Below are 18,698 nucleotides of genomic sequence, written 5' to 3'. Positions count from 1 at the left end.
GGCGCGCCTTTCAATCTCTAGGAAACGAACAGCGGCTGGTCACGGTCGGTGTGTCGTTGGGCCAGCACGTCCAGCAGCGGATCGGACAGGTCGGCCAGGCCGGTGCCGGCCGCGGTGGCGGTGCGCTCACACAGCCCGGACAACGCAAAGGTCAACGCCGCCACGTCGGCCGGGTCCAGCGCCAGCAGCCGCTGCGCGGCGGTGGCCGAGCCGGTCATGGTGGTGTACACCACGCTCAGCGCGGTGTGGCCGGGCGCCAACCCGCTGACCGCGCCCACCCGGCCGGCCGCGACCGCCAGATGCGGGCGGCGCCCCAGCTCGGCCCAGGCCGCCTCCGGCCACACCCGCCGTGCCAGCCGGGTCAGCCCGCGGCCCTGGCTGCGGGAGGCCTCCCGGGCGGCCGGCGCCGGGGTGCGGGCGTCGGTTTCGGCGTCGGCCCGCCGCACGCCGAGATCGCCGCGGTGCACGGCGACCGCGAGCGACGCGGTGACCAGGCCGTGGCTGCGGATGCGCCGCACTAAGAACGCTTCCAGGGTGGCCAGGTCGGTCACCAGACCGCTGGTGACCGCCTCTTCCAGGCCGCCGGAGTGCACGTGGCCGCCGGTGGGCAGCCGGGAGTCGGCCAACGTCAGCAGGGTGGTCAGGTTGGTCATGGCGTCCCCCGACGCCGAACGTGCGCCCACGGCGGCAAATCGGGCGAAAACCCGCCGTGGGCGCACGTTCGGCGAACCGTGAGGGCACTCATCAGAACAGGAAGTAGCGTTGCGCCATCGGCAATTCGGTGGCCGGCTGCTCCGGCCACACCTCCCCGTCGATGCGCACCGTGAAGGTGTCCGGGTCGACCTCGATGCGCGGCATCGCGTCGTTGAGCGGCAGCTGCGCCTTGCCGACGCCGCGCACGTTGGCCACCGGCACCAGCCGGCGGCGCACCGCCAGCCGCTCGGCCAGCCCGGCTTCGAGGGCCTGCGGCGCCACGAAGTGCACCGAGGTGCCCGCGGCGACCGCCGGGGCGGCGCCGAACATGGGTCGCGGCAGCACCGGCTGCGGGGTGGGGATCGAGGCGTTGGCGTCGCCCATCTGTGCCCAGGCGATCGCCCCGCCCTTGAGCACGGCGTGCGGGCGCACCCCGAAGAACGCCGGCTCCCACAGCACCAGATCGGCGAGCTTGCCGACCTCCACCGACCCGATCTCGTGGTCCATCCCGTGCGCAATGGCCGGGCAGATGGTGTATTTCGCGATGTAGCGGCGCACCCGGGTGTTGTCGTGGCCGGACGGGTCGCCGGGCAGCGCGCCGCGGCGGCGCTTCATCACGTGCGCGGTCTGCCAGGTGCGCAGCACCACCTCGCCGACCCGGCCCATCGCCTGCGAGTCGCTGCCGATCATCGAGATCGCGCCCAAATCGTGCAGCAGGTCTTCGGCGGCGATGGTCGACGGCCGGATCCGGCTCTCGGCGAACGCCAAATCCTCGGGCACCGCCGGGTTGAGGTGGTGGCAGACCATCAACATGTCCAGGTGCTCGGCCAGGGTGTTGACGGTGTGCGGGCGGGTTGGGTTGGTGGAGCTGGGCAGCACGTTCGGGTGCGCGGCGACGGTGATGATGTCGGGCGCGTGGCCGCCGCCGGCGCCCTCGGTGTGGTAGGCGTGAATCGATCGGCCGGCGATCGCGGCCAAGGTGTCCTCGACGAACCCGGCCTCGTTGAGGGTGTCGGAGTGCAGCGCCACCTGCACCCCGGCGGCGTCGGCGACCGACAGGCAGGCGTCGATGGCCGCCGGGGTGGCGCCCCAGTCCTCGTGCACCTTGAAACCCGATGCGCCGGCCCGTAATTGCTCCCACAGCGCCTCGGCGCTGACCGTGTTGCCCTTGCCCAGCAGCGCGACGTTGAGCGGCCAGGGATCCAGCGCCTCCAGCATCCGCGCCAGATGCCAGTCGCCGGGCGTCACCGTGGTGGCCTTGGAGCCCTCGGCGGGCCCGGTGCCGCCGCCGATGATGGTGGTGATCCCGGCGCCCAGCGCCTCGGGCAGGATCTGCGGGCAGATCAGGTGCACATGGCAGTCGATGGCGCCGGCGGTGACGATCCGCCCCTCCCCGCTGAGGATTTCGGTGGACGGCCCGACCACCAGCTCCGGATGCACCCCGGCCATCGTGTCGGGGTTGCCGGCCTTGCCCAGCGCGACGATGCGGCCGTCACGGATGCCGATGTCGGCCTTGATGATTCCCCAGTAGTCGATGATGACCGCACCGGTGATGACGGTGTCGGGCGCCCCCTGGGCCCGGGTGGCCCGGGCCTGGCCCATCGACTCCCGCAGCACCTTGCCGCCGCCGAACACCGCCTCGTCCCCGGCGCGTCCCGGTCCCCCGCTGCGGTCCTCGGTGATCTCGATCAGCAGGTCGGTGTCGGCCAACCGGATCCGGTCCCCGGTGGTGGGGCCGAACAGCTGCGCGTAGCGCGCCCGCGACAGCGACGCCATCAGCGGTCCAGCCGTCCGGGCGGGGTGCGGCTCAGCCCGGGCACCTCACGGCGGCCGCCCAGCGGCACCACCGAGACCCGCTGCGGCACGCCGGGTTCGAACCGCACCGCGGTGCCCGCCGGGATGTCCAGCCGATGCCCGTGCGCGGCCGCCCGGTCGAACTCCAGCGCCGCATTCGCCTGCGGCAGATGGAAATGGCTGCCGACCTGCACCGGCCGGTCGCCGGTGTTGATGATCTGCATTTCTCGCCGCGGTGCGCCTTCGTTGATCTCGATATCGCTGCTGCCGTAGAGGATTTCGCCGGGGATCACGGTCAGCCGATCGGGTGGTGGACGGTGATCAGCTTGGTGCCGTCGGGAAACGTGGCCTCCACATGCACCTCGTCGAGCATCTCCGGCACCCCCTCCATCACGTCGCCGCGGGTCAGCACCTCGCGGCCGCTGACCATCAGCTCGGCGACGCTGCGCCCGTCGCGGGCGCCTTCCAGGATGTGATCGGTGATGATCGCGACCGCCTCCGGGTGGTTCAACCGCAACCCCCGGGCCTGGCGTCGACGAGCCAGTTCAGCGGCGTAGGAGAGCAACAGGCGCTCCTGTTCGTGCGGACTCAGGCGCATATTTTGCGATCCTGCCACGCCGCGGGAGCCGGCGCGGCGTGGCTCAGCCGCCCGGCCGCGGCTCGAGGTTCTGCAGCCGCACCTGGCCGCGCGCGACGATGCGGTCCTGCTCGTCGGTGATGGTGACCAGCCACAGCTGTTGCCGGCGCCCGCGGTGCAGCGGGGTGGAGGCCGCGGTCACCGTGCCGGCCGACACCGCCCGCAGGAAGTCGGTGTTGTTGTTGACGCCGACGACGTTGCCGCCGCCGTTCTGCTCCAGCCACAGGTGCGCCGGCAGGCTGGCCATGCTCTCCACGATCGAGCAGTACACCCCGCCGTGCACGATGCCCATCGGCTGCAGCAGCTTGTCTTGCACCTGCAGCCGCGCCCGGGCGCCCTCCGGGCCGAGTTCGAGGAACTCCAGCCCTAGCAGGTTGTCGAAGGGGTCGTCGACACCCGGTGGGAACACCGAGTTTTGCGGAGATTGCACACGGTTGTGTCTACACCATCGGGGGCCGCCGCAGCGGGCGAGCACCCGGGATCCCCCCGAGAATGCGGACGAGCCCCGTGACGTCACGGGGCTCGTCCATCGAGGGGACCGGGGGTCTCTGCAGCCCTCAGGACTCCGGCGCGGTCCGTTTGCTCGACCGGATCAGCATAGGCAAGGCTGCCCTAATTTCGCAAGGGGTACGGCGGGTTGGTGCCGGGCGCGTCGCGCCGACGATCCCCGCACCGGCACACCGAAGGCCACCAGCGCGTCGAGCACCGCCTGGCCCCGGTGCGCGCCGGCGATCTCGCTGCTGCCGGCCAGCTGCGGCACCTGGGTCGCGGTCGCCACGATCGCCGATCCGACGGTGTGCCACATCGACGCCACCGACACCGCGCCGCCGCTGACCGCGTGCAGTCGGGCGAACAACGGTTGCAGGGTGCGGTGGCAGCGGTGCGCGGTCCAGGTGGCCAGCGCCTCCTCGCTGGGCAACCGCACCACCTCGGCGCGGTCGGCGCACCGATCGGCCCGGTACGGGTCGTCGGGCAGCACCCGCAGCGTCGGGTCCACCACCCCCACCCAGTCGATGACACCCTCGGAGTCGACGTGCACCCACAGGTTTTCCAGGCCGGCGTCCCACGCCCTGCCCTCCAGCACGACCAGCGCGACCACCCGCCCGATCACCGCGTGGGCCAGGGTGGCCGCCAGCTGGTGGGCGGCGGTGCTGCGACTGTCCATCTCCGCGGCGGCCGCGTCGAACATGCGCCGCAGCCGGTCGGTGGTCAGGGCCGACTCCAGCGGCCACCATCGGCGCCGCGATACGTCGGCCAGCACCGCCACACCGTAGACACGCGGACATTCCGGATACAGCTCACGAAGCCGCCGGCTGGATTCATGCAGCGGCAACGTGCGGTGGATCACCATTCCGGCGATGAGCGGATCGTCGACCACGGCGGTCACGGACACCTCCTCTAAGATAGGTAAGCCTAACCATAGTGGCAGATGCTGGCGGGCGCCGATGTGACGGCTCTCACACCGCGGCGTGGATGGCTCCCTCAGCTGCGTATTCACCGGTCACGGCCGGTGTGGCGGCCGGGCTGGCGCACCGGAGCCCCCCGAGCTAGGTACGACGGCCGGTAGTAAGGCGGGGTAGGCTTGCGATACCGCTCAGGAGATGAACAAACATGGCGAAGCTGACCCGTCTCGGGGATTTGGAGCGCGCGGTGATGGATCACCTGTGGTCCGCCGCGCAACCCCAAACGGTTCGCCAGGTGCACGAGGCGCTCTCGGCGCGCCGTGACCTGGCCTACACCACGGTGATGACCGTGCTGCAGCGGCTGGCCCGCAAGAATCTGGTCTCCCAGCTGCGTGACGACCGGGCGCACCGCTATGCCCCGGTGCACGGTCGCGACGAACTGGTCGCCGGGCTCATGGTCGACGCGTTGGATCAGGCCGCCGACTCGGGCAGCCGGCAGGCGGCGCTGGTGCATTTCGTCGAACGCGTCGGGGCCGATGAGGCCGAGGCGCTGCGCCGCGCGCTGGACGAACTGGAAGCCAAACACCGGATGCCTCCGCCTATTGGCGGTAGACCCGGCACCTGAGGGAGACTGGCAGCGTGTCCGCGCTGGCCTTCATCATCCTCGCGGTGCTGCTCGTGGGACCGGTACCGATGCTGCTCGCCCGGTCGACCTGGCCGTTGCGCGCACCGCGGGCCGCGGTCGTGCTGTGGCAGGCGGTCGCCGTCGCCGCGGTGCTCTCGGCGTTCAGCGCCGGGATCGCGATCGCCAGCCGACTGTTCATGCCCGGCCCGGACGGGCGGCCCACCGCCACCATCCTCGGCGATATCGGTCGGATGGGCTGGCCGCTGTGGGCGCTGTACATGGGTGTGTTCGCGCTGACGCTGCTGGTCGGGGCCCGGCTGGGGATCGCGGTGCTGCGGGTGGCGATCGCCACCCGGCGGCGCCGGGCCCGGCACCGGATGCTGGTCGATTTGCTCGGCGTGTCCCACGACGCGGTTCCCGCCCACACCAGCGACGTGCGGGTGCTGGAGGTGGCCCAGCCGCTGGCGTACTGCCTGCCCGGGGTGCGCAGCCGGGTGGTGCTCAGCGAAGGGACGCTGACCAGCCTGTCCAACACCGAAGTCGGTGCCATCCTCACCCACGAGCGGGCCCATCTGCGCGCCCGCCACGACCTGGTGCTGGAGGCCTTCACCGCCGTGCACGCCGCCTTCCCGCGGTTCGTCCGCAGCGCCAGCGCGCTGGACGCGGTGCAGCTGCTGGTCGAGTTGCTGGCCGACGACGCGGCGGTGCGGGTGGCCGGCCCCACTCCCCTGGCCCGGGCGCTGGTGACCTGCGCCGCCGGGCGGACCCCGGCCGGTGCGCTGGCGGTGGGCGGCCCGTCCACCGTGCTGCGGGTGCGCCGGCTGTCCGGGCGCGGCAACAGCCGGGCGGTGTCGGCGGCCGCCTACAGCGCGGCGGCCGCGGTGCTGGTGGTGCCCACCGCGGCGCTGGCGGTACCGTGGCTGATCGAGCTGCACCGGCTGGTCAGCGGGTAGGGAAACCCCGAACGGCTCGGCGAACTCCGCTGTGCCACAGTGTTGCTGGAGCACCAACTACCACCTGAGAGGCGAACTATGAGCCCGTCGCAACCGGCCGCCGCTGCCGGAACCGCCCAGATCGGGGTCACCGGCTTGGCCGTGATGGGTTCCAACATCGCGCGCAACTTCGCCCGGCACGGCTACACCGTGGCGCTGCACAACCGGTCGGTCGCCAAAACCGATGCGCTGCTGGCCGAGCACGGCGCCGAGGGCAATTTCGTGCGCACCGAGACCATCGCCGAATTCCTTGCCGCGCTGGAGAAGCCGCGCCGGGTGCTGATCATGGTCAAGGCCGGCGAGCCGACCGATGCGGTGATCAACCAACTCGCCGACGCCATGGACGAAGGCGACATCATCATCGACGGCGGCAACGCCCTGTACACCGACACCATCCGGCGGGAAAAGGCGCTGGCCGAGCGCGGGCTGCACTTCGTGGGGGCGGGTATCTCCGGTGGCGAGGAGGGCGCGCTCAACGGGCCGTCGATCATGCCCGGCGGGCCGGCCGCGTCGTACAAGTCGCTGGGCCCGCTGCTGGAGGAGATCTCCGCCCACGTCGACGGGGAGCCGTGCTGCACCCACATCGGGCCGGACGGATCCGGGCATTTCGTCAAGATGGTGCACAACGGCATCGAGTACTCCGACATGCAGCTCATCGGCGAGGCCTACCAGCTGCTGCGCGACGGGTTGGGGCTGGCCGCCCCGCAGATCGCCGACGTGTTCACCGAGTGGAACCGCGGCGAGTTGGACAGCTACCTGGTCGAGATCACCGCCGAGGTGCTGCGCCAGGTCGACGCCAAAACCGGCAAGCCGCTGGTGGATGTGATCCTCGACGAGGCCGAGCAGAAGGGCACCGGCCGCTGGACGGTCAAGTCCGCGCTGGATCTGGGGGTGCCGGTCACCGGCATCGCCGAGGCGGTGTTCGCCCGCGCGCTGTCGGGTTCGGTGGCCCAGCGCAAGGCCACCACCGGCCTGGCGTCGGGCCGGCTCGGGGACAAACCCACCGACCCGGACACGTTCACCGCCGACGTGCGCCAAGCCCTGTACGCCTCCAAGATCGTCGCGTATTCGCAGGGCTTCAACCAGATCCAGGCCGGCAGCGCCGAATACGGCTGGAATCTCACCCCCGGCGACCTGGCCACCATCTGGCGCGGCGGCTGCATCATCCGGGCGAAATTCCTCAACCGCATCAAGGACGCCTTCGACGCCGACCCGGACCTGGCCAGCCTGCTGGTGGCCCCGTATTTCCGCACCGCGGTGGAGTCGGCGATCGATTCCTGGCGCCGGGTGGTGGTCACCGCCACCCAGCTGGGCATCCCGATTCCCGGGTTCTCCTCGGCGCTGTCCTACTACGACGCGCTGCGCACCGAACGGCTGCCGGCGGCGCTCACCCAGGCGCAGCGCGACTTCTTCGGCGCACACACCTACGGCCGCATCGACGCGCCGGGCAAGTTTCACACGCTGTGGAGTGGGGACCGCAGCGAAGTCCCGGCCTGACAGCCTGCGGTAGACCATGCGGTTTTTAGATGGGCATCGGCCCCCGTATGACCTGACCTACGACGATGTGTTCATCGTCCCCACCCGCTCCGAGGTCGACTCGCGCTTCGACGTGGATCTGTCCACCCGGGACGGCTCGGGCACCACCATCCCGGTGGTGGTCGCCAACATGACCGCGGTCGCCGGGCGGCGGATGGCCGAGACGGTGGCCCGACGCGGCGGTCTGGTGGTGCTGCCGCAAGACCTGCCGATCGCCGCGGTGCAAGACAGCGTGGAGTTCGTCAAAAGCCGCGACCTGGTCGTCGACACCCCGGTGGTGCTGTCGCCCGACGACTCGGTGTCGGCGGCCACCGCGCTGATCCACAAGCGCGCGCACGGCGCGGCGGTGGTGGTGGCACAAGGCCGCCCGATCGGGTTGGTGACCGAGGCGTCCTGCGTCGGGGTGGACCGGTTCGCCCGGGTCCGCGACGTGGCCATCACCGATTTCGTCACCGCCCCCGCCGACACCGACCCGCGGAAAGTGTTCGACCTGCTCGAGCACGCCCCGATCGACGTCGCGGTGCTCACCGGCGCCGATCACACCCTGGCCGGGGTGCTGACCCGCACCGGCAGCATTCGGGCCGGCATCTACACCCCGGCCACCGACGCGGCGGGCCGGCTGCGGATCGCCGCGGCGGTCGGCATCAGCGGCGATGTGGCCGCCAAGGCCGCCGCGCTGGTCGAGACCGGGGTCGACGTGCTGGTCATCGACACCGCCCACGGCCACCAGCGCAAGGCGCTGGAGGCGATCGCGGCGGTCGCGGCGCTGAACCTGGGGGTGCCGCTGGCGGCGGGCAACGTGGTGTCGGCCGAGGGCACCCGGGATCTGCTCGACGCGGGCGCGACGATCGTCAAGGTCGGGGTCGGCCCCGGGGCGATGTGCACCACCCGGATGATGACCGGCGTGGGCCGGCCGCAGTTCTCGGCGGTGCTGGAATGCGCGGCCGCGGCCCGGCAACGCGGCGGGCACGTGTGGGCCGACGGCGGGGTCCGTCATCCCCGCGATGTGGCGTTGGCGCTGGCCGCCGGCGCGTCCAACGTGATGATCGGCTCGTGGTTTGCCGGCACCTACGAATCCCCCGGTGATTTGATGCGTGACCGCGACGACCAGCCGTACAAGGAGAGCTACGGGATGGCCTCCAAGCGGGCGGTGGTGGCCCGCACCGCCGACGACAGCGCCTATCAGCGGGCCCGCAAGACGCTGTTCGAGGAGGGGATTTCCACGTCGCGGATGGGCCTGGACCCGGACCGCGGCGGCGTCGAGGACCTGCTCGATCACATCACCTCCGGGGTGCGCAGCACCTGCACCTATGTCGGCGCGTCGACCCTGGCCGAGCTGCATGACCGGGCGGTGCTCGGCGTGCAGTCGGCGGCCGGGTTCGCCGAGGGGCATCCGCTGCCGTTCGGCTGGTGACGGTCGGCGACGGTTAGCTCACCCGTTCGCTACCATGAGACTTTCATCGCCGCCGCCGCACCAGGGAAAGGGTCTATGAGCGTCGCGCTCACCCTGCTGTCGCTGCTGGCCATCGTGCTGCTGACCGCCGGCACCGCGATGTTCGTCGCCGCCGAGTTCGCGCTGACCACCCTGGAGCGCAGCACCGTGGAGGCCAACGCCCGCGGCGGCGCCCGCCGCGACCGCTACGTGCAACGCGCGCATCGCACCCTGTCGTTTCAGCTGTCCGGCGCGCAGCTGGGCATCTCGATCACCACGCTGGCCACCGGTTATCTCGCCGAACCGGTGCTGGCCCGGTGGTTTCGCCCCGGCCTGCAGGCCCTGGGCGTGCCCGAGACGATGTCCGACGGCATCGCCTTGTTCCTGGCGTTGCTGATCGCCACCTCGCTGTCCATGGTGTTCGGCGAGCTGGTCCCGAAGAACTACGCGCTGGCCCGTCCGCTGCCGACCGCGCGGGCCACCGCCGGCCCGCAGCTGCTGTTCTCGCTGATCTTCACGCTGGCCATCCGGGCGACCAACGGCACCGCCAACGCGATCCTGCGCACGCTGGGCATCGAACCCGCCGAGGGGCTGCGCTCGGCGCGCTCGCCGCGGGAGCTGGTGTCGCTGGTGCGCACCTCGGCGCGCAGCGGCTCGCTGGACCCGGCGACCGCCGCGCTGGTGGACCGCTCGCTGCATTTCGGGGCGCTGACCGCCGAGGAGCTGATGACCCCGCGCTCCAAGATCGTGGCGCTGCAGACCGATAACACCGTCGCCGACCTGGTGGCCGCGGCCACCGACAGCGGGTTCTCCCGCTTCCCGATCGTGGCGGGCGACCTCGACGAAACCATCGGCATTGTGCACGTCAAGCAGGTGTTCGAGGTGCCCCCCGGCGACCGGGCCGCCACCCCGCTCAGCGCGGTCGCCCAACCGGTGGCGGTGGTGCCCTCGACGTTGGACGGCGACGCGGTGATGACCCAGATCCGCGCCAACGGCCTGCAAACCGCGTTGGTCGTCGACGAGTACGGCGGCACCGCGGGCATGGTCACCGTCGAAGACCTGATCGAGGAGATCGTCGGCGACGTCCGCGACGAGCACGACGACACCACCCCGGATGTGGTGCCGGCCGGCGACGGCTGGCGGGTGTCGGGGCTGCTGCGCATCGACGAGGTCGCCGCGGCCACCGGCTACCGCGCCCCGCAGGGCGAATACGAGACCGTCGGCGGGCTGGTGCTGCACAACCTGGGCCACATCCCGCGGGCCGGCGAAACCGTCGAACTGGCCGCGTTCGATCCCGACGCCCCGTCCGAGCACCCGCCGCGGTGGCGGGCCACCGTGGTCCGGATGGACGGCCGCCGCATCGACCTGATCGAGCTGACCGAGCTGGGCGACCGCGGCGACGCGCACCCCCCACAGCGGAGCCGGCGATGAACGACGTGCTGGGCGTGCTGCTGACCGTCCTGCTGGTCGGCGCGAACGGGTTCTTCGTCGGCGCGGAGTTCTCGCTGATCTCGGCGCGCCGGGACCGGCTCGAGGCGCTGGCCGAACAGGGCAAGAGGCGCGCGGTCACGGTGATCCGGGCCGGCGAACGGCTGCCGCTGATGCTGGCCGGGGTCCAGTTGGGGGTCACGCTGTGCTCGATCCTGCTCGGCCGGATCGGCGAACCGGTGGTGGCCGACCTGCTGGTGCGCCCGTTTGATCTGCTCGGCATCCCGGATGCGCTGCTGCACACGGTGTCGTTTTTGGTGGCGCTGTCGATCGTGGTGACCCTGCATGTGCTGCTCGGCGAAATGGTGCCCAAGAACATCGCCATCGCCGGCCCGGAGACCGCGGCGATGCTGTTGGTCCCGGCCTACCTGCTCTACGTGCGGGCGGCCCGGCCGTTCATCGCGTTCTACAACCGGTGCGCGTTCGCGACGCTGCGCGCGCTGCGGGTGGATCCCAAAAGCGAGTTGGAGGTCACCGTCTCCACCGTCGAGCTGTCCGAGATGATCGCCGAATCGGTGTCGGAGGGGCTGCTCGATCCCGAGGAGCACACCCGGCTCACCCGGGCGCTGCAGGTCCGCACCCGGGTGGTCGCCGACGTCGCGGTGCCGCTGCGCGATATCCGCGCGGTGCCGGTGGCCGCCGCCGGGTCGGGACCCACCGTCACGGCGGTGGAGCGGGCGCTGGCCGAGACCGGCTACTCCCGGTTCCCGGTGGTCGACCCGGACGGCCGATTCGTCGGCTACCTGCACATCAAGGACCTGCTGGCGCTGGGCGACGACCCGGACGCGGTGCTCGACCTGGCGGCGGTGCGTCCGTTGCCGCAGCTGCCGGTGTCGCTGCCGGTGCCCGACGCGCTGTCGCGGCTGCGGCGCAGCAAGAGCCACCTGGCGTTGGCGACCGCCGCGACCGGCCAGGTGGTGGCGATGGTCGCCCTGGAAGACCTGGTCGAGGACCTGGTCGGCACGGTGCGAGACGGAACCCACCGTGTCTGAGGTGCTGGGCCCCGCGCAGTGGCGGGCCCGCGCCGAGGACCACCGGCGGCGGGTCGAGCGATTTGTCGGCCCGCACCAGCGGCGGGCCCGCGCCGGTGAGCCGCACCCGGTGTGGGATTTCTTGTTCAGCTACTACAGTCTGCGACCCGGTCAGCTGCGCTGCTGGCATCCCGGGTACGGCGTGTGGCTTACCGGCGCCGACGCGGTGCGCCGCTACGCCGGGCGGCGCGGCTATACGGTGCGCGACGGCCGGGTCGGCGCCGCCGACGACTATCTGCGCGCCCGGCGCGACACCGTCGCGTTCGTGGCGCGGCTGCTGCGGGCCACCGCGGCGCGGCCCGCGGCGCTGAACTGCTTCGGGTTGCACGAGTGGGCGATGGTGTACCGCAGCGCCACGGTACGCCATGACCGGGTGCCGCTGCGGCTGGGCCGGGCGGCCACCGACGCCGTGGTGGAGTCGGGGCCGGTGCGCTGCACCCATTTCGATGCGTACCGGTTCTTCAGCCCGGCGGCGCGGCCCCGCAACGCCGGCACGCCCAGCCGCGCCACCCAGATCGAGTGGGAACAGCCCGGCTGCCTGCACGCCAACATGGATTTATACAAGTGGTGCTATAAGCTGAGCCCGCTGATCGGTTCCGAGCTCCTGTTGGACTGCCTGGAATTGGCGGCGGCGGCCCGCGAGGTGGACATGCGGGCCAGCCCGTACGACTTGACCGGCTACGGATATCAACCGATCGCCGTCGAACAGCGTGCTGGCCGCGCCGAGTACGTGCGTTGCCAGAGCGCCATCGCCGACCGCGCCGCACCACTGCGGGCAACCCTGCTGGCTCAGTGTGACCTGCTGCTGGAGGCCGCCGGTTGCGGATAGTCGTGCTACCGGTCGGTAAGGTGGGTAATTGCCAGTGAGGGAGGAACTTATGACGGATCGGGTGTCGGTTGGGAATCTGCGCGTCGCGCGGACGCTGTATGACTTCGTGACCAACGAGGCGCTGCCCGGGACCGGCGTCGACCCGGACAGCTTCTGGGCGGGCGTGGACAAGGTCGTCACCGACCTGACCCCGCGTAACCAGGAGCTGTTGGCGCGCCGCGATGAGCTGCAGGCCCAGATCGACAAGTGGCACCGCCATCACGTGATCGAGCCGATCGACCCCGCGGCCTACCGCGCCTTCCTCACCGAGATCGGCTACCTGCAGCCCGAGCCCGACGACTTCACCGTCACCACCGCGGGCGTCGACGACGAGATCACCGCCACCGCCGGCCCGCAGCTGGTGGTGCCGGTGCTCAACGCCCGGTTCGCGCTCAACGCCGCCAACGCCCGCTGGGGCTCGCTGTATGACGCGCTGTACGGCACCGATGTCATCCCGGAAAGCGACGGCGCCGAGAAAGGCACCAGCTACAACAAGGTGCGCGGCGACAAGGTGATCGCCTACGCCCGCAAGGTCCTCGACGACGCGGCGCCGCTGGCCGACGGCTCCTGGACCGAGGTCAAGAGCTTCAAGGTCGCCGACGGCGCGCTGGTGATCACCCGCACCGACGGGTCGGAGACCGCGCTGGCCGGCCCCGAGCAGTTCACCGGCTACACCGGCGACGCCGACGCCCCCGACTCGGTGCTGCTGGCCCACCACGGGCTGCACCTCGAGGTGCTGATCGACCCGGAGTCCCCGATCGGCAAGACCGACGCCGCCGGCATCAAGGACGTGGTGCTGGAGTCGGCGGTCACCACCATCATGGACTTCGAGGACTCGGTGGCCGCCGTCGACGCCAACGACAAGGTGCTGGGCTACCGCAACTGGCTGGGCCTGAACCGCGGTGACCTGTCCGAGGAGGTCAGCAAGGGCGGCAAGACCTTCACCCGCACCCTGCACGCCGACCGCGAGTTCACCGCCCCGGACGGCGCGACGGTGACGCTGCCCGGGCGCAGCCTGATGTTCGTCCGCAACGTGGGCCATTTGATGACCAACGACGCGATCCTGGACGCCGACGGCAATGAGGTGTTCGAGGGCATCCAGGACGCGTTGTTCACCGGCCTGATCGGGGTGCACGGCCTCAAGGCCAGCGACGACACCGGCCCGCTGGTCAACAGCCGCACCGGGTCCATCTACATCGTCAAACCCAAGATGCACGGCCCCGACGAGGTGGCGTTCACCGCCGACCTGTTCAGCCGGGTCGAGGACGTGCTGGGGTTGCCGCAGGCCACCATCAAGGTCGGCATCATGGACGAGGAGCGGCGCACCACGCTGAACCTGAAGGCCTGTATCAAGGCCGCCGCCGACCGGGTGGTGTTCATCAACACCGGCTTCTTGGACCGCACCGGCGACGAGATCCACACCTCGATGGAGGCCGGCCCGATGGTGCGCAAGGGCACCATGAAGAGCCAGCCGTGGATTCTGGCCTACGAGGACGCCAACGTCGATGTCGGGCTGGCGACCGGGCTGACCGGGCACGCCCAGATCGGCAAGGGCATGTGGACGATGACCGAGCTGATGGCCGACATGGTCGAGCAGAAGATCGCCCACCCGCGGGCCGGCGCCAGCACCGCGTGGGTGCCGTCCCCGACCGCGGCGACCCTGCACGCGTTGCACTACCACCAGGTCGACGTGTTCGCGGTGCAAAAGGAGCTGGCCGGCAAGCACCGCACCACCATCGACGAGTTGCTGACCATTCCGCTGGCCAAGGAGCTGGCCTGGGCCTCCGACGAGATCCGCGAGGAGGTCGACAACAACTGCCAGTCGATCCTGGGCTACGTGGTGCGCTGGGTCGACCAGGGGGTGGGCTGCTCCAAGGTGCCCGACATCCACGACGTAGCGTTGATGGAAGACCGGGCGACGCTGCGGATTTCGTCCCAGCTGCTGGCCAACTGGCTGCGGCACGGCGTGATCACCCGCGAGGACGTGCGGGCCAGCCTGGAGCGGATGGCCGCCGTGGTCGACGAGCAGAACGCCGGCGACCCGGCCTACCGGCCGATGGCCCCCAACTTCGATGACAGCATCGCGTTCCTGGCCGCCCAGGAGCTCATCTTGTCCGGGACCGAGCAACCCAACGGCTACACCGAGCCGATCCTGCATCGGCGTCGTCGTGAGCTGAAGGCCCAAAATGCCTGAGTGCGGCCGGCGTAAGTAGACGAAGAGAGCGCAGACACCGCCATGGGTAGGCACAGCATCCCCGGGCCGGATGATGACGAGTACGCCGACGAGCCGTTCGACGACGAGCCATACGACCACGCGCTCGGCGACGAACCGGACGCGGGGCGCTGGGCGGGTTCCGCCGGCCAGCACCGCGGCGACGTCGGCCGCCGCGACTACTTCGAGGCCCCCGGCGGCTACCCCGAGCCCGGCGACTACCCGCCGCACCGCGGCTACCACGACGACGACGGCGACGCGCTGCCCTTCGACGACGACTACGAGGACTACGGCGAATACGACGACGAGGACCTCGACGAGCCGGCCCTAGAGGAGGAGGACGAGCCGCCGACCGGGCGGGTCGCGGTCCGCGCGGGTCGGCGCGGGATGGGCGAGTGGCGCGGCGGGCACCGCAGCGAGGGCGGCCGACGCGGGGTCAGCCTCGGGGTGATCGCCGCCCTGGTCGCGGTGGTGCTGGTGGTGGGCACCGTCATCCTGTGGCGGTTCTTCGGGCACACCCTCTCGCACCGCTCCGACGCGGCCGCCGGGCGCTGCGTGGAAGGCGACCTGACCGTCGCGGTGATCGCCGACCCGGCGATCGCCGACCGCATCCAGGGCTTCGCCGAGCGGTTCAACGACTCCGCCAAACCGGTCGGTGACCGCTGCGTGCAGGTGACCGTGAAGTCGGCCGGCGCCGACGCCGTGGTCAGCGGGTTCATCGGCGACTGGCCGGCCAAGCTCGGGGAACGGCCGGCGCTGTGGATCCCGGGCAGCTCGGTGTCCTCGGCGCGGCTGCAAGCCGTCGCCGGCCGCGAAACCATCACCGACAGCCGCTCGCTGGTCACCTCCCCGGTGCTGCTGGCGATCCGACCGGAGCTCAAACCGGCTTTGGAGAAACAGAGTTGGGCGTCGCTGCCGGAGCTGCAGAGCAAGCCCGACGCGCTGGCCGCCTTGAAGCTGCCGGGCTGGGGGTCGCTGCGGCTGGCGTTGCCGCTCACCGACAACAGTGACGCCGCGTTCCTGGCCGCCGAGGCGGTGGCCGCGGCCTCGGCCCCGCGCGGCGCGCCGGCCAGCGCCGGCACCGGCGCGGTGCGCACCCTGGTCGGCGCGCAGCCCAAGCTGGCCGACGATACGGTCACCGAGGCGATGAATGCGCTGCTGCGGCCCGGGGATCGCGCCGCCGCCCCGGTGCACGCGGTGGTCACCACCGAACAGCAGCTGTTCGCCCGCGGCGAGTCGCTGTCGGATGCCGGGGACACGCTGACGTCGTGGCTGCCGCCGGGACCGGCCGCGGTCGCCGACTATCCGCTGGTGCTGCTCAGCGGTTCGTGGCTGTCGCCCGAGCAGGTCAGCGCCGCCAGCGAATTCGCCCGGTTCGCCCGCAAGGCCGACCAGCTGGCCGACCTGGCCAAGGCCGGGTTCCGGGTGGAAGGGGTCAGCCCGCCGCACAGCGATGTGACCAGCTTCGCCGGGCTGCCGTCGACGTTGTCGGTGGGTGACGACGAGCTGCGGGCGACGCTGGCCACCACCCTGACCGCCCCGACCGCGGGGCCGGCGGTGACCATCATGCTGGACCAGTCGATGACCGCCGACGAGGCCGGCAAATCCCGGCTCGCCAATGTCGTTGCGGCGCTCAACGACCGCATCAAGGCGCTGCCGCCCAATGCCGCGGTGGGGTTGTGGACGTTCAACGGCACCGAAGGCAAGTCGGTGGTGGCCGGCGGCCCGCTGGCCGACGACGTCGACGGCAAACCCCGCACCGACACGCTGACCGGTGCGCTGGACGGGTTGAGCTCGACGTCCGGCGGTGCGGTGTCGTTCACCACGCTGCGGATGGTGTACGGCGACGCGGTGGCGAACTTCCGTGACGGACAAACCAACTCGGTGCTGGTGATCACCGCCGGCCCGCACACCGACCGCACGTTGGACGGCCCGGGCTTGCAGGACTACATCCGCGGGGCCACCGACCCGGCCCGCCCGGTCGCGGTGAACGTCATCGACTTCGGCGATGACCCCGACCGGGCGACCTGGGAGGCCGTCGCGCAGCTGTCCGGCGGCAGCTACCGCAACCTGTCCACCTCGGGCTCCCCCGAGCTGGCCGCCGCGGTCAGCACGCTGCTGGGCTGAGCGGCGCCCGGCTTGGCTTTCTTAGCTTCCTTAGCGCCGAGATCGACGTTTGCGTGCGGAAGTTCGAGTGCACGTCACGGAAACGTAGATCTCGACGCAACTTCTGGCCGCGCCACCGCGTGACACCAGGCGCCACCGCCCGCCGGCTGGCGATGGACCCGCAGTTCGGAGAGCCCCACCAGCCGGTAGGTGTCCGTCGTGGCGGGCAGGGCCGCGGTGAGCACCTGGACGCAGGCGTCCACCAGCGTGGCGTCGAAATCGTCGCCGTCGCCGCCCGCGGGTGTCAGCCGGGCGGTCGCCTCGCCGTCGCGACGCCAGACCTCTTGCACGGTCTGCATCTCCGGCGGGTACCGCAGGCCGTGGGCCGCCAGCTGACGGTAGAACGCCGGCCCGGCAATCGTGTCGGGGCAGCGCAGCCGAGCGCTCTCGCACAGCTGCGGCTCCGCGGCGGCGGTGTCCGGCGCCGCGGTCGCGACGGCGCCGCTGGCCAGCAGCGACCAGCCCGGCGCACCGGACTCGGCGGCGTGGCACTCGAACGACACCGGCTCCGGCGGATCTCCGCGAAACACCAGCTGCACGGTCCGCGGCCGCCCGTCGGTGATCTCCAGGCTCCGGTGAAAGACGACCTCGCGGGCCTCACGGGGCGCTGCGCCGAAGGCGGCGCCGGCCGCCTCGAACACCAGCTTGAGCAGCGTCGCCGCCGGCACCGCCGCCGCGTCGGGGCGGTCGGTGGGCACCGTCAGCTGCTCGGGTCCGAGGTCGGTCTCGACGAACACCGTCCGCGGGTCGGCGGCCGACCGCAACGACCGCCACGACGGCGCCGCGGCATCGCCGCCCGCACCGGTGTCCAACCAGCAGCGGGTGCGCTGCCACGGGTAGGTCGGCGCTGCCGCGCATCGGGTGTCGGCGGGGTGCAGGTGCTGCCAGGCCACCGGTTGACCGCGGGTGTAGAGGGCGCCCAGCGACGCCAGCATGGTGGCGCGTTCCGGGGCGTCCCGGCGCAGCGACGGCAACAGCACGCAGGCCGCGCCGAGCTCGTCGCGCACCGCGTCCAGCAGGATCGGCTGCGGGCTGATCTCTACGAAGGTGTCGCGGCCGGCGTCCAGTAGCCGCCGCGCCGCGGGTGAGAACTGCGGTGCGGCGCACAGGTTTTCCGCCCAGTATCCGGCGTCGAGCGCGCCGTCGACCGGCTCACCGGTCACCGCGGAGTACAGGGGTAGCGTGACCGGCGCCGGCCGGATCCCGACCAGCTCGTCGCGAAGCTGTTGCAGCTGCGGGCCGTCCGGGTCCGCGCTCGCCCCGGCCCGCTGCAGCAACCTGGCCCGCGCACAGACCACCCGGGCGGCGTCGTCCAGGCTGAGGGCGCCGGCGACGTGGGCGGCCGCCACCTCGCCGAGGCCGTGCCCCAGCACGGCGTCGGGCTGCACGCCCCACGACCGCCACAGGGCGGCCAGCGCCACCTGCACCGCGAACAGCGCGGGCTCGACGAGGCCGATGTCGCTGGGGTCGGCCGGCTCGGCGAGCAGCTGGGTGCGCGGGGGCGCCGCCAGGTGCGGGCGCAGCGCGCTCTCGCAGGCGGCCAGCGCCGCCGCGAACGTCGGCTCGTCGGCGGCCAACCGCTGGCCCATCCCCGGCCACTGCGAGCCCCGACCGGAGAACACGAACACCACGCCGGGTCGCTGGCCCGCCCGGCACCGTCCGGTGACCAGCCCGGGGTGCGGCGTCCCGTTGTGGTGGGCGACCAGCGCGGCAGCCAGCTCCGCGGCCGACCCGCCGACCGCGGCCAACCGATGGTCGTAGTGGCCGCGGCGCGCGCCGGCGGTGTGGCACAGCTCGGCGGGGGCGGCCCCGGCCCGCAGC

General features: G+C 71.8%; 16 protein-coding genes. 9 read left to right on the top strand and 7 right to left on the bottom strand.

What is annotated here, in order from left to right; genetic code table 11:
* Positions 1–17 precede the first annotated feature (17 nt).
* The 6 genes from BKN37_RS12255 to BKN37_RS12230 all read right to left on the bottom strand — a co-directional run bounded on the left by BKN37_RS12255 (position 18) and on the right by BKN37_RS12230 (position 4,511).
* Positions 18–653, bottom strand: a complete 636-nt coding sequence (locus BKN37_RS12255; protein ID WP_071026121.1) for an urease accessory protein UreF — start codon at positions 651–653, stop codon at positions 18–20.
* A gap of 91 nt (positions 654–744) precedes the next feature.
* On the bottom strand, positions 745–2,469 hold the full coding sequence (locus tag BKN37_RS12250) for an urease subunit alpha (RefSeq protein ID WP_071026119.1): 1,725 nt from the start codon (positions 2,467–2,469) through the stop codon (positions 745–747).
* Positions 2,469–2,780 carry an urease subunit beta gene (locus BKN37_RS12245; RefSeq protein ID WP_071026117.1) on the bottom strand — a complete coding sequence of 104 codons (312 nt, stop codon included), beginning with the start codon at positions 2,778–2,780 and terminating at the stop codon, positions 2,469–2,471. Before BKN37_RS12245 ends, BKN37_RS12250 begins: the two co-directional genes overlap by 1 nt.
* A gap of 2 nt (positions 2,781–2,782) precedes the next feature.
* Positions 2,783–3,085: an urease subunit gamma gene (locus BKN37_RS12240; protein WP_071026115.1), complete on the bottom strand. Its 303-nt coding sequence runs from the start codon at positions 3,083–3,085 to the stop codon at positions 2,783–2,785.
* 43 nt (positions 3,086–3,128) lie between these two features.
* Positions 3,129–3,554, bottom strand: a complete 426-nt coding sequence (locus BKN37_RS12235; RefSeq protein ID WP_071026113.1) for a PaaI family thioesterase — start codon at positions 3,552–3,554, stop codon at positions 3,129–3,131.
* 162 nt (positions 3,555–3,716) lie between these two features.
* A complete protein-coding gene (locus BKN37_RS12230; protein WP_071026140.1) occupies positions 3,717–4,511 on the bottom strand; it encodes an iron reductase in 795 nt (264 codons plus the stop codon).
* A 224-nt stretch (positions 4,512–4,735) separates the two neighbouring features.
* Between BKN37_RS12230 and BKN37_RS12225 the strand changes: the two genes are divergently transcribed.
* From BKN37_RS12225 to BKN37_RS12185, 9 genes are all read left to right on the top strand, one after another.
* Positions 4,736–5,152 carry a BlaI/MecI/CopY family transcriptional regulator gene (locus BKN37_RS12225; protein WP_071026111.1) on the top strand — a complete coding sequence of 139 codons (417 nt, stop codon included), beginning with the start codon at positions 4,736–4,738 and terminating at the stop codon, positions 5,150–5,152.
* A 14-nt stretch (positions 5,153–5,166) separates the two neighbouring features.
* Positions 5,167–6,105 carry a M56 family metallopeptidase gene (locus BKN37_RS12220; protein WP_071026108.1) on the top strand — a complete coding sequence of 313 codons (939 nt, stop codon included), beginning with the start codon at positions 5,167–5,169 and terminating at the stop codon, positions 6,103–6,105.
* Positions 6,106–6,183: 78 nt separating this feature from the next.
* A complete protein-coding gene (gndA, locus tag BKN37_RS12215) occupies positions 6,184–7,641 on the top strand; it encodes an NADP-dependent phosphogluconate dehydrogenase (protein ID WP_071026107.1) in 1,458 nt (485 codons plus the stop codon).
* A 16-nt stretch (positions 7,642–7,657) separates the two neighbouring features.
* Positions 7,658–9,094, top strand: a complete 1,437-nt coding sequence (locus tag BKN37_RS12210) for a GuaB1 family IMP dehydrogenase-related protein (RefSeq protein WP_071026105.1) — start codon at positions 7,658–7,660, stop codon at positions 9,092–9,094.
* A gap of 75 nt (positions 9,095–9,169) precedes the next feature.
* A complete protein-coding gene (locus BKN37_RS12205) occupies positions 9,170–10,543 on the top strand; it encodes a hemolysin family protein (protein WP_071026103.1) in 1,374 nt (457 codons plus the stop codon).
* On the top strand, positions 10,540–11,592 hold the full coding sequence (locus tag BKN37_RS12200) for a hemolysin family protein (RefSeq protein WP_071026101.1): 1,053 nt from the start codon (positions 10,540–10,542) through the stop codon (positions 11,590–11,592). The genes BKN37_RS12205 and BKN37_RS12200 overlap by 4 nt, the downstream gene beginning before the upstream one ends.
* Positions 11,585–12,460 carry a 3-methyladenine DNA glycosylase gene (locus BKN37_RS12195; RefSeq protein WP_071026099.1) on the top strand — a complete coding sequence of 292 codons (876 nt, stop codon included), beginning with the start codon at positions 11,585–11,587 and terminating at the stop codon, positions 12,458–12,460. Before BKN37_RS12200 ends, BKN37_RS12195 begins: the two co-directional genes overlap by 8 nt.
* A gap of 49 nt (positions 12,461–12,509) precedes the next feature.
* Positions 12,510–14,693, top strand: coding sequence for a malate synthase G (locus tag BKN37_RS12190; protein ID WP_071026096.1), 2,184 nt, complete (start codon positions 12,510–12,512; stop codon positions 14,691–14,693).
* Between the two features lie 42 nt (positions 14,694–14,735).
* On the top strand, positions 14,736–16,838 hold the full coding sequence (locus BKN37_RS12185; protein ID WP_071026094.1) for a vWA domain-containing protein: 2,103 nt from the start codon (positions 14,736–14,738) through the stop codon (positions 16,836–16,838).
* Positions 16,839–16,912: 74 nt separating this feature from the next.
* On the opposite strand, the gene BKN37_RS12180 is transcribed toward BKN37_RS12185, so the two are convergent.
* The coding region (locus tag BKN37_RS12180) for an acyltransferase domain-containing protein (RefSeq protein ID WP_131823574.1) at positions 16,913–18,698 on the bottom strand (1,786 nt) is incomplete at its 5' end.

This window comes from Mycobacterium talmoniae (genome assembly GCF_001854525.1).
GTDB classification, from domain to species: domain Bacteria; phylum Actinomycetota; class Actinomycetes; order Mycobacteriales; family Mycobacteriaceae; genus Mycobacterium; species Mycobacterium talmoniae.
Note: the sequence above shows the minus strand (reverse complement) of the source record. Positions and strands in the feature narration are given on the sequence as shown.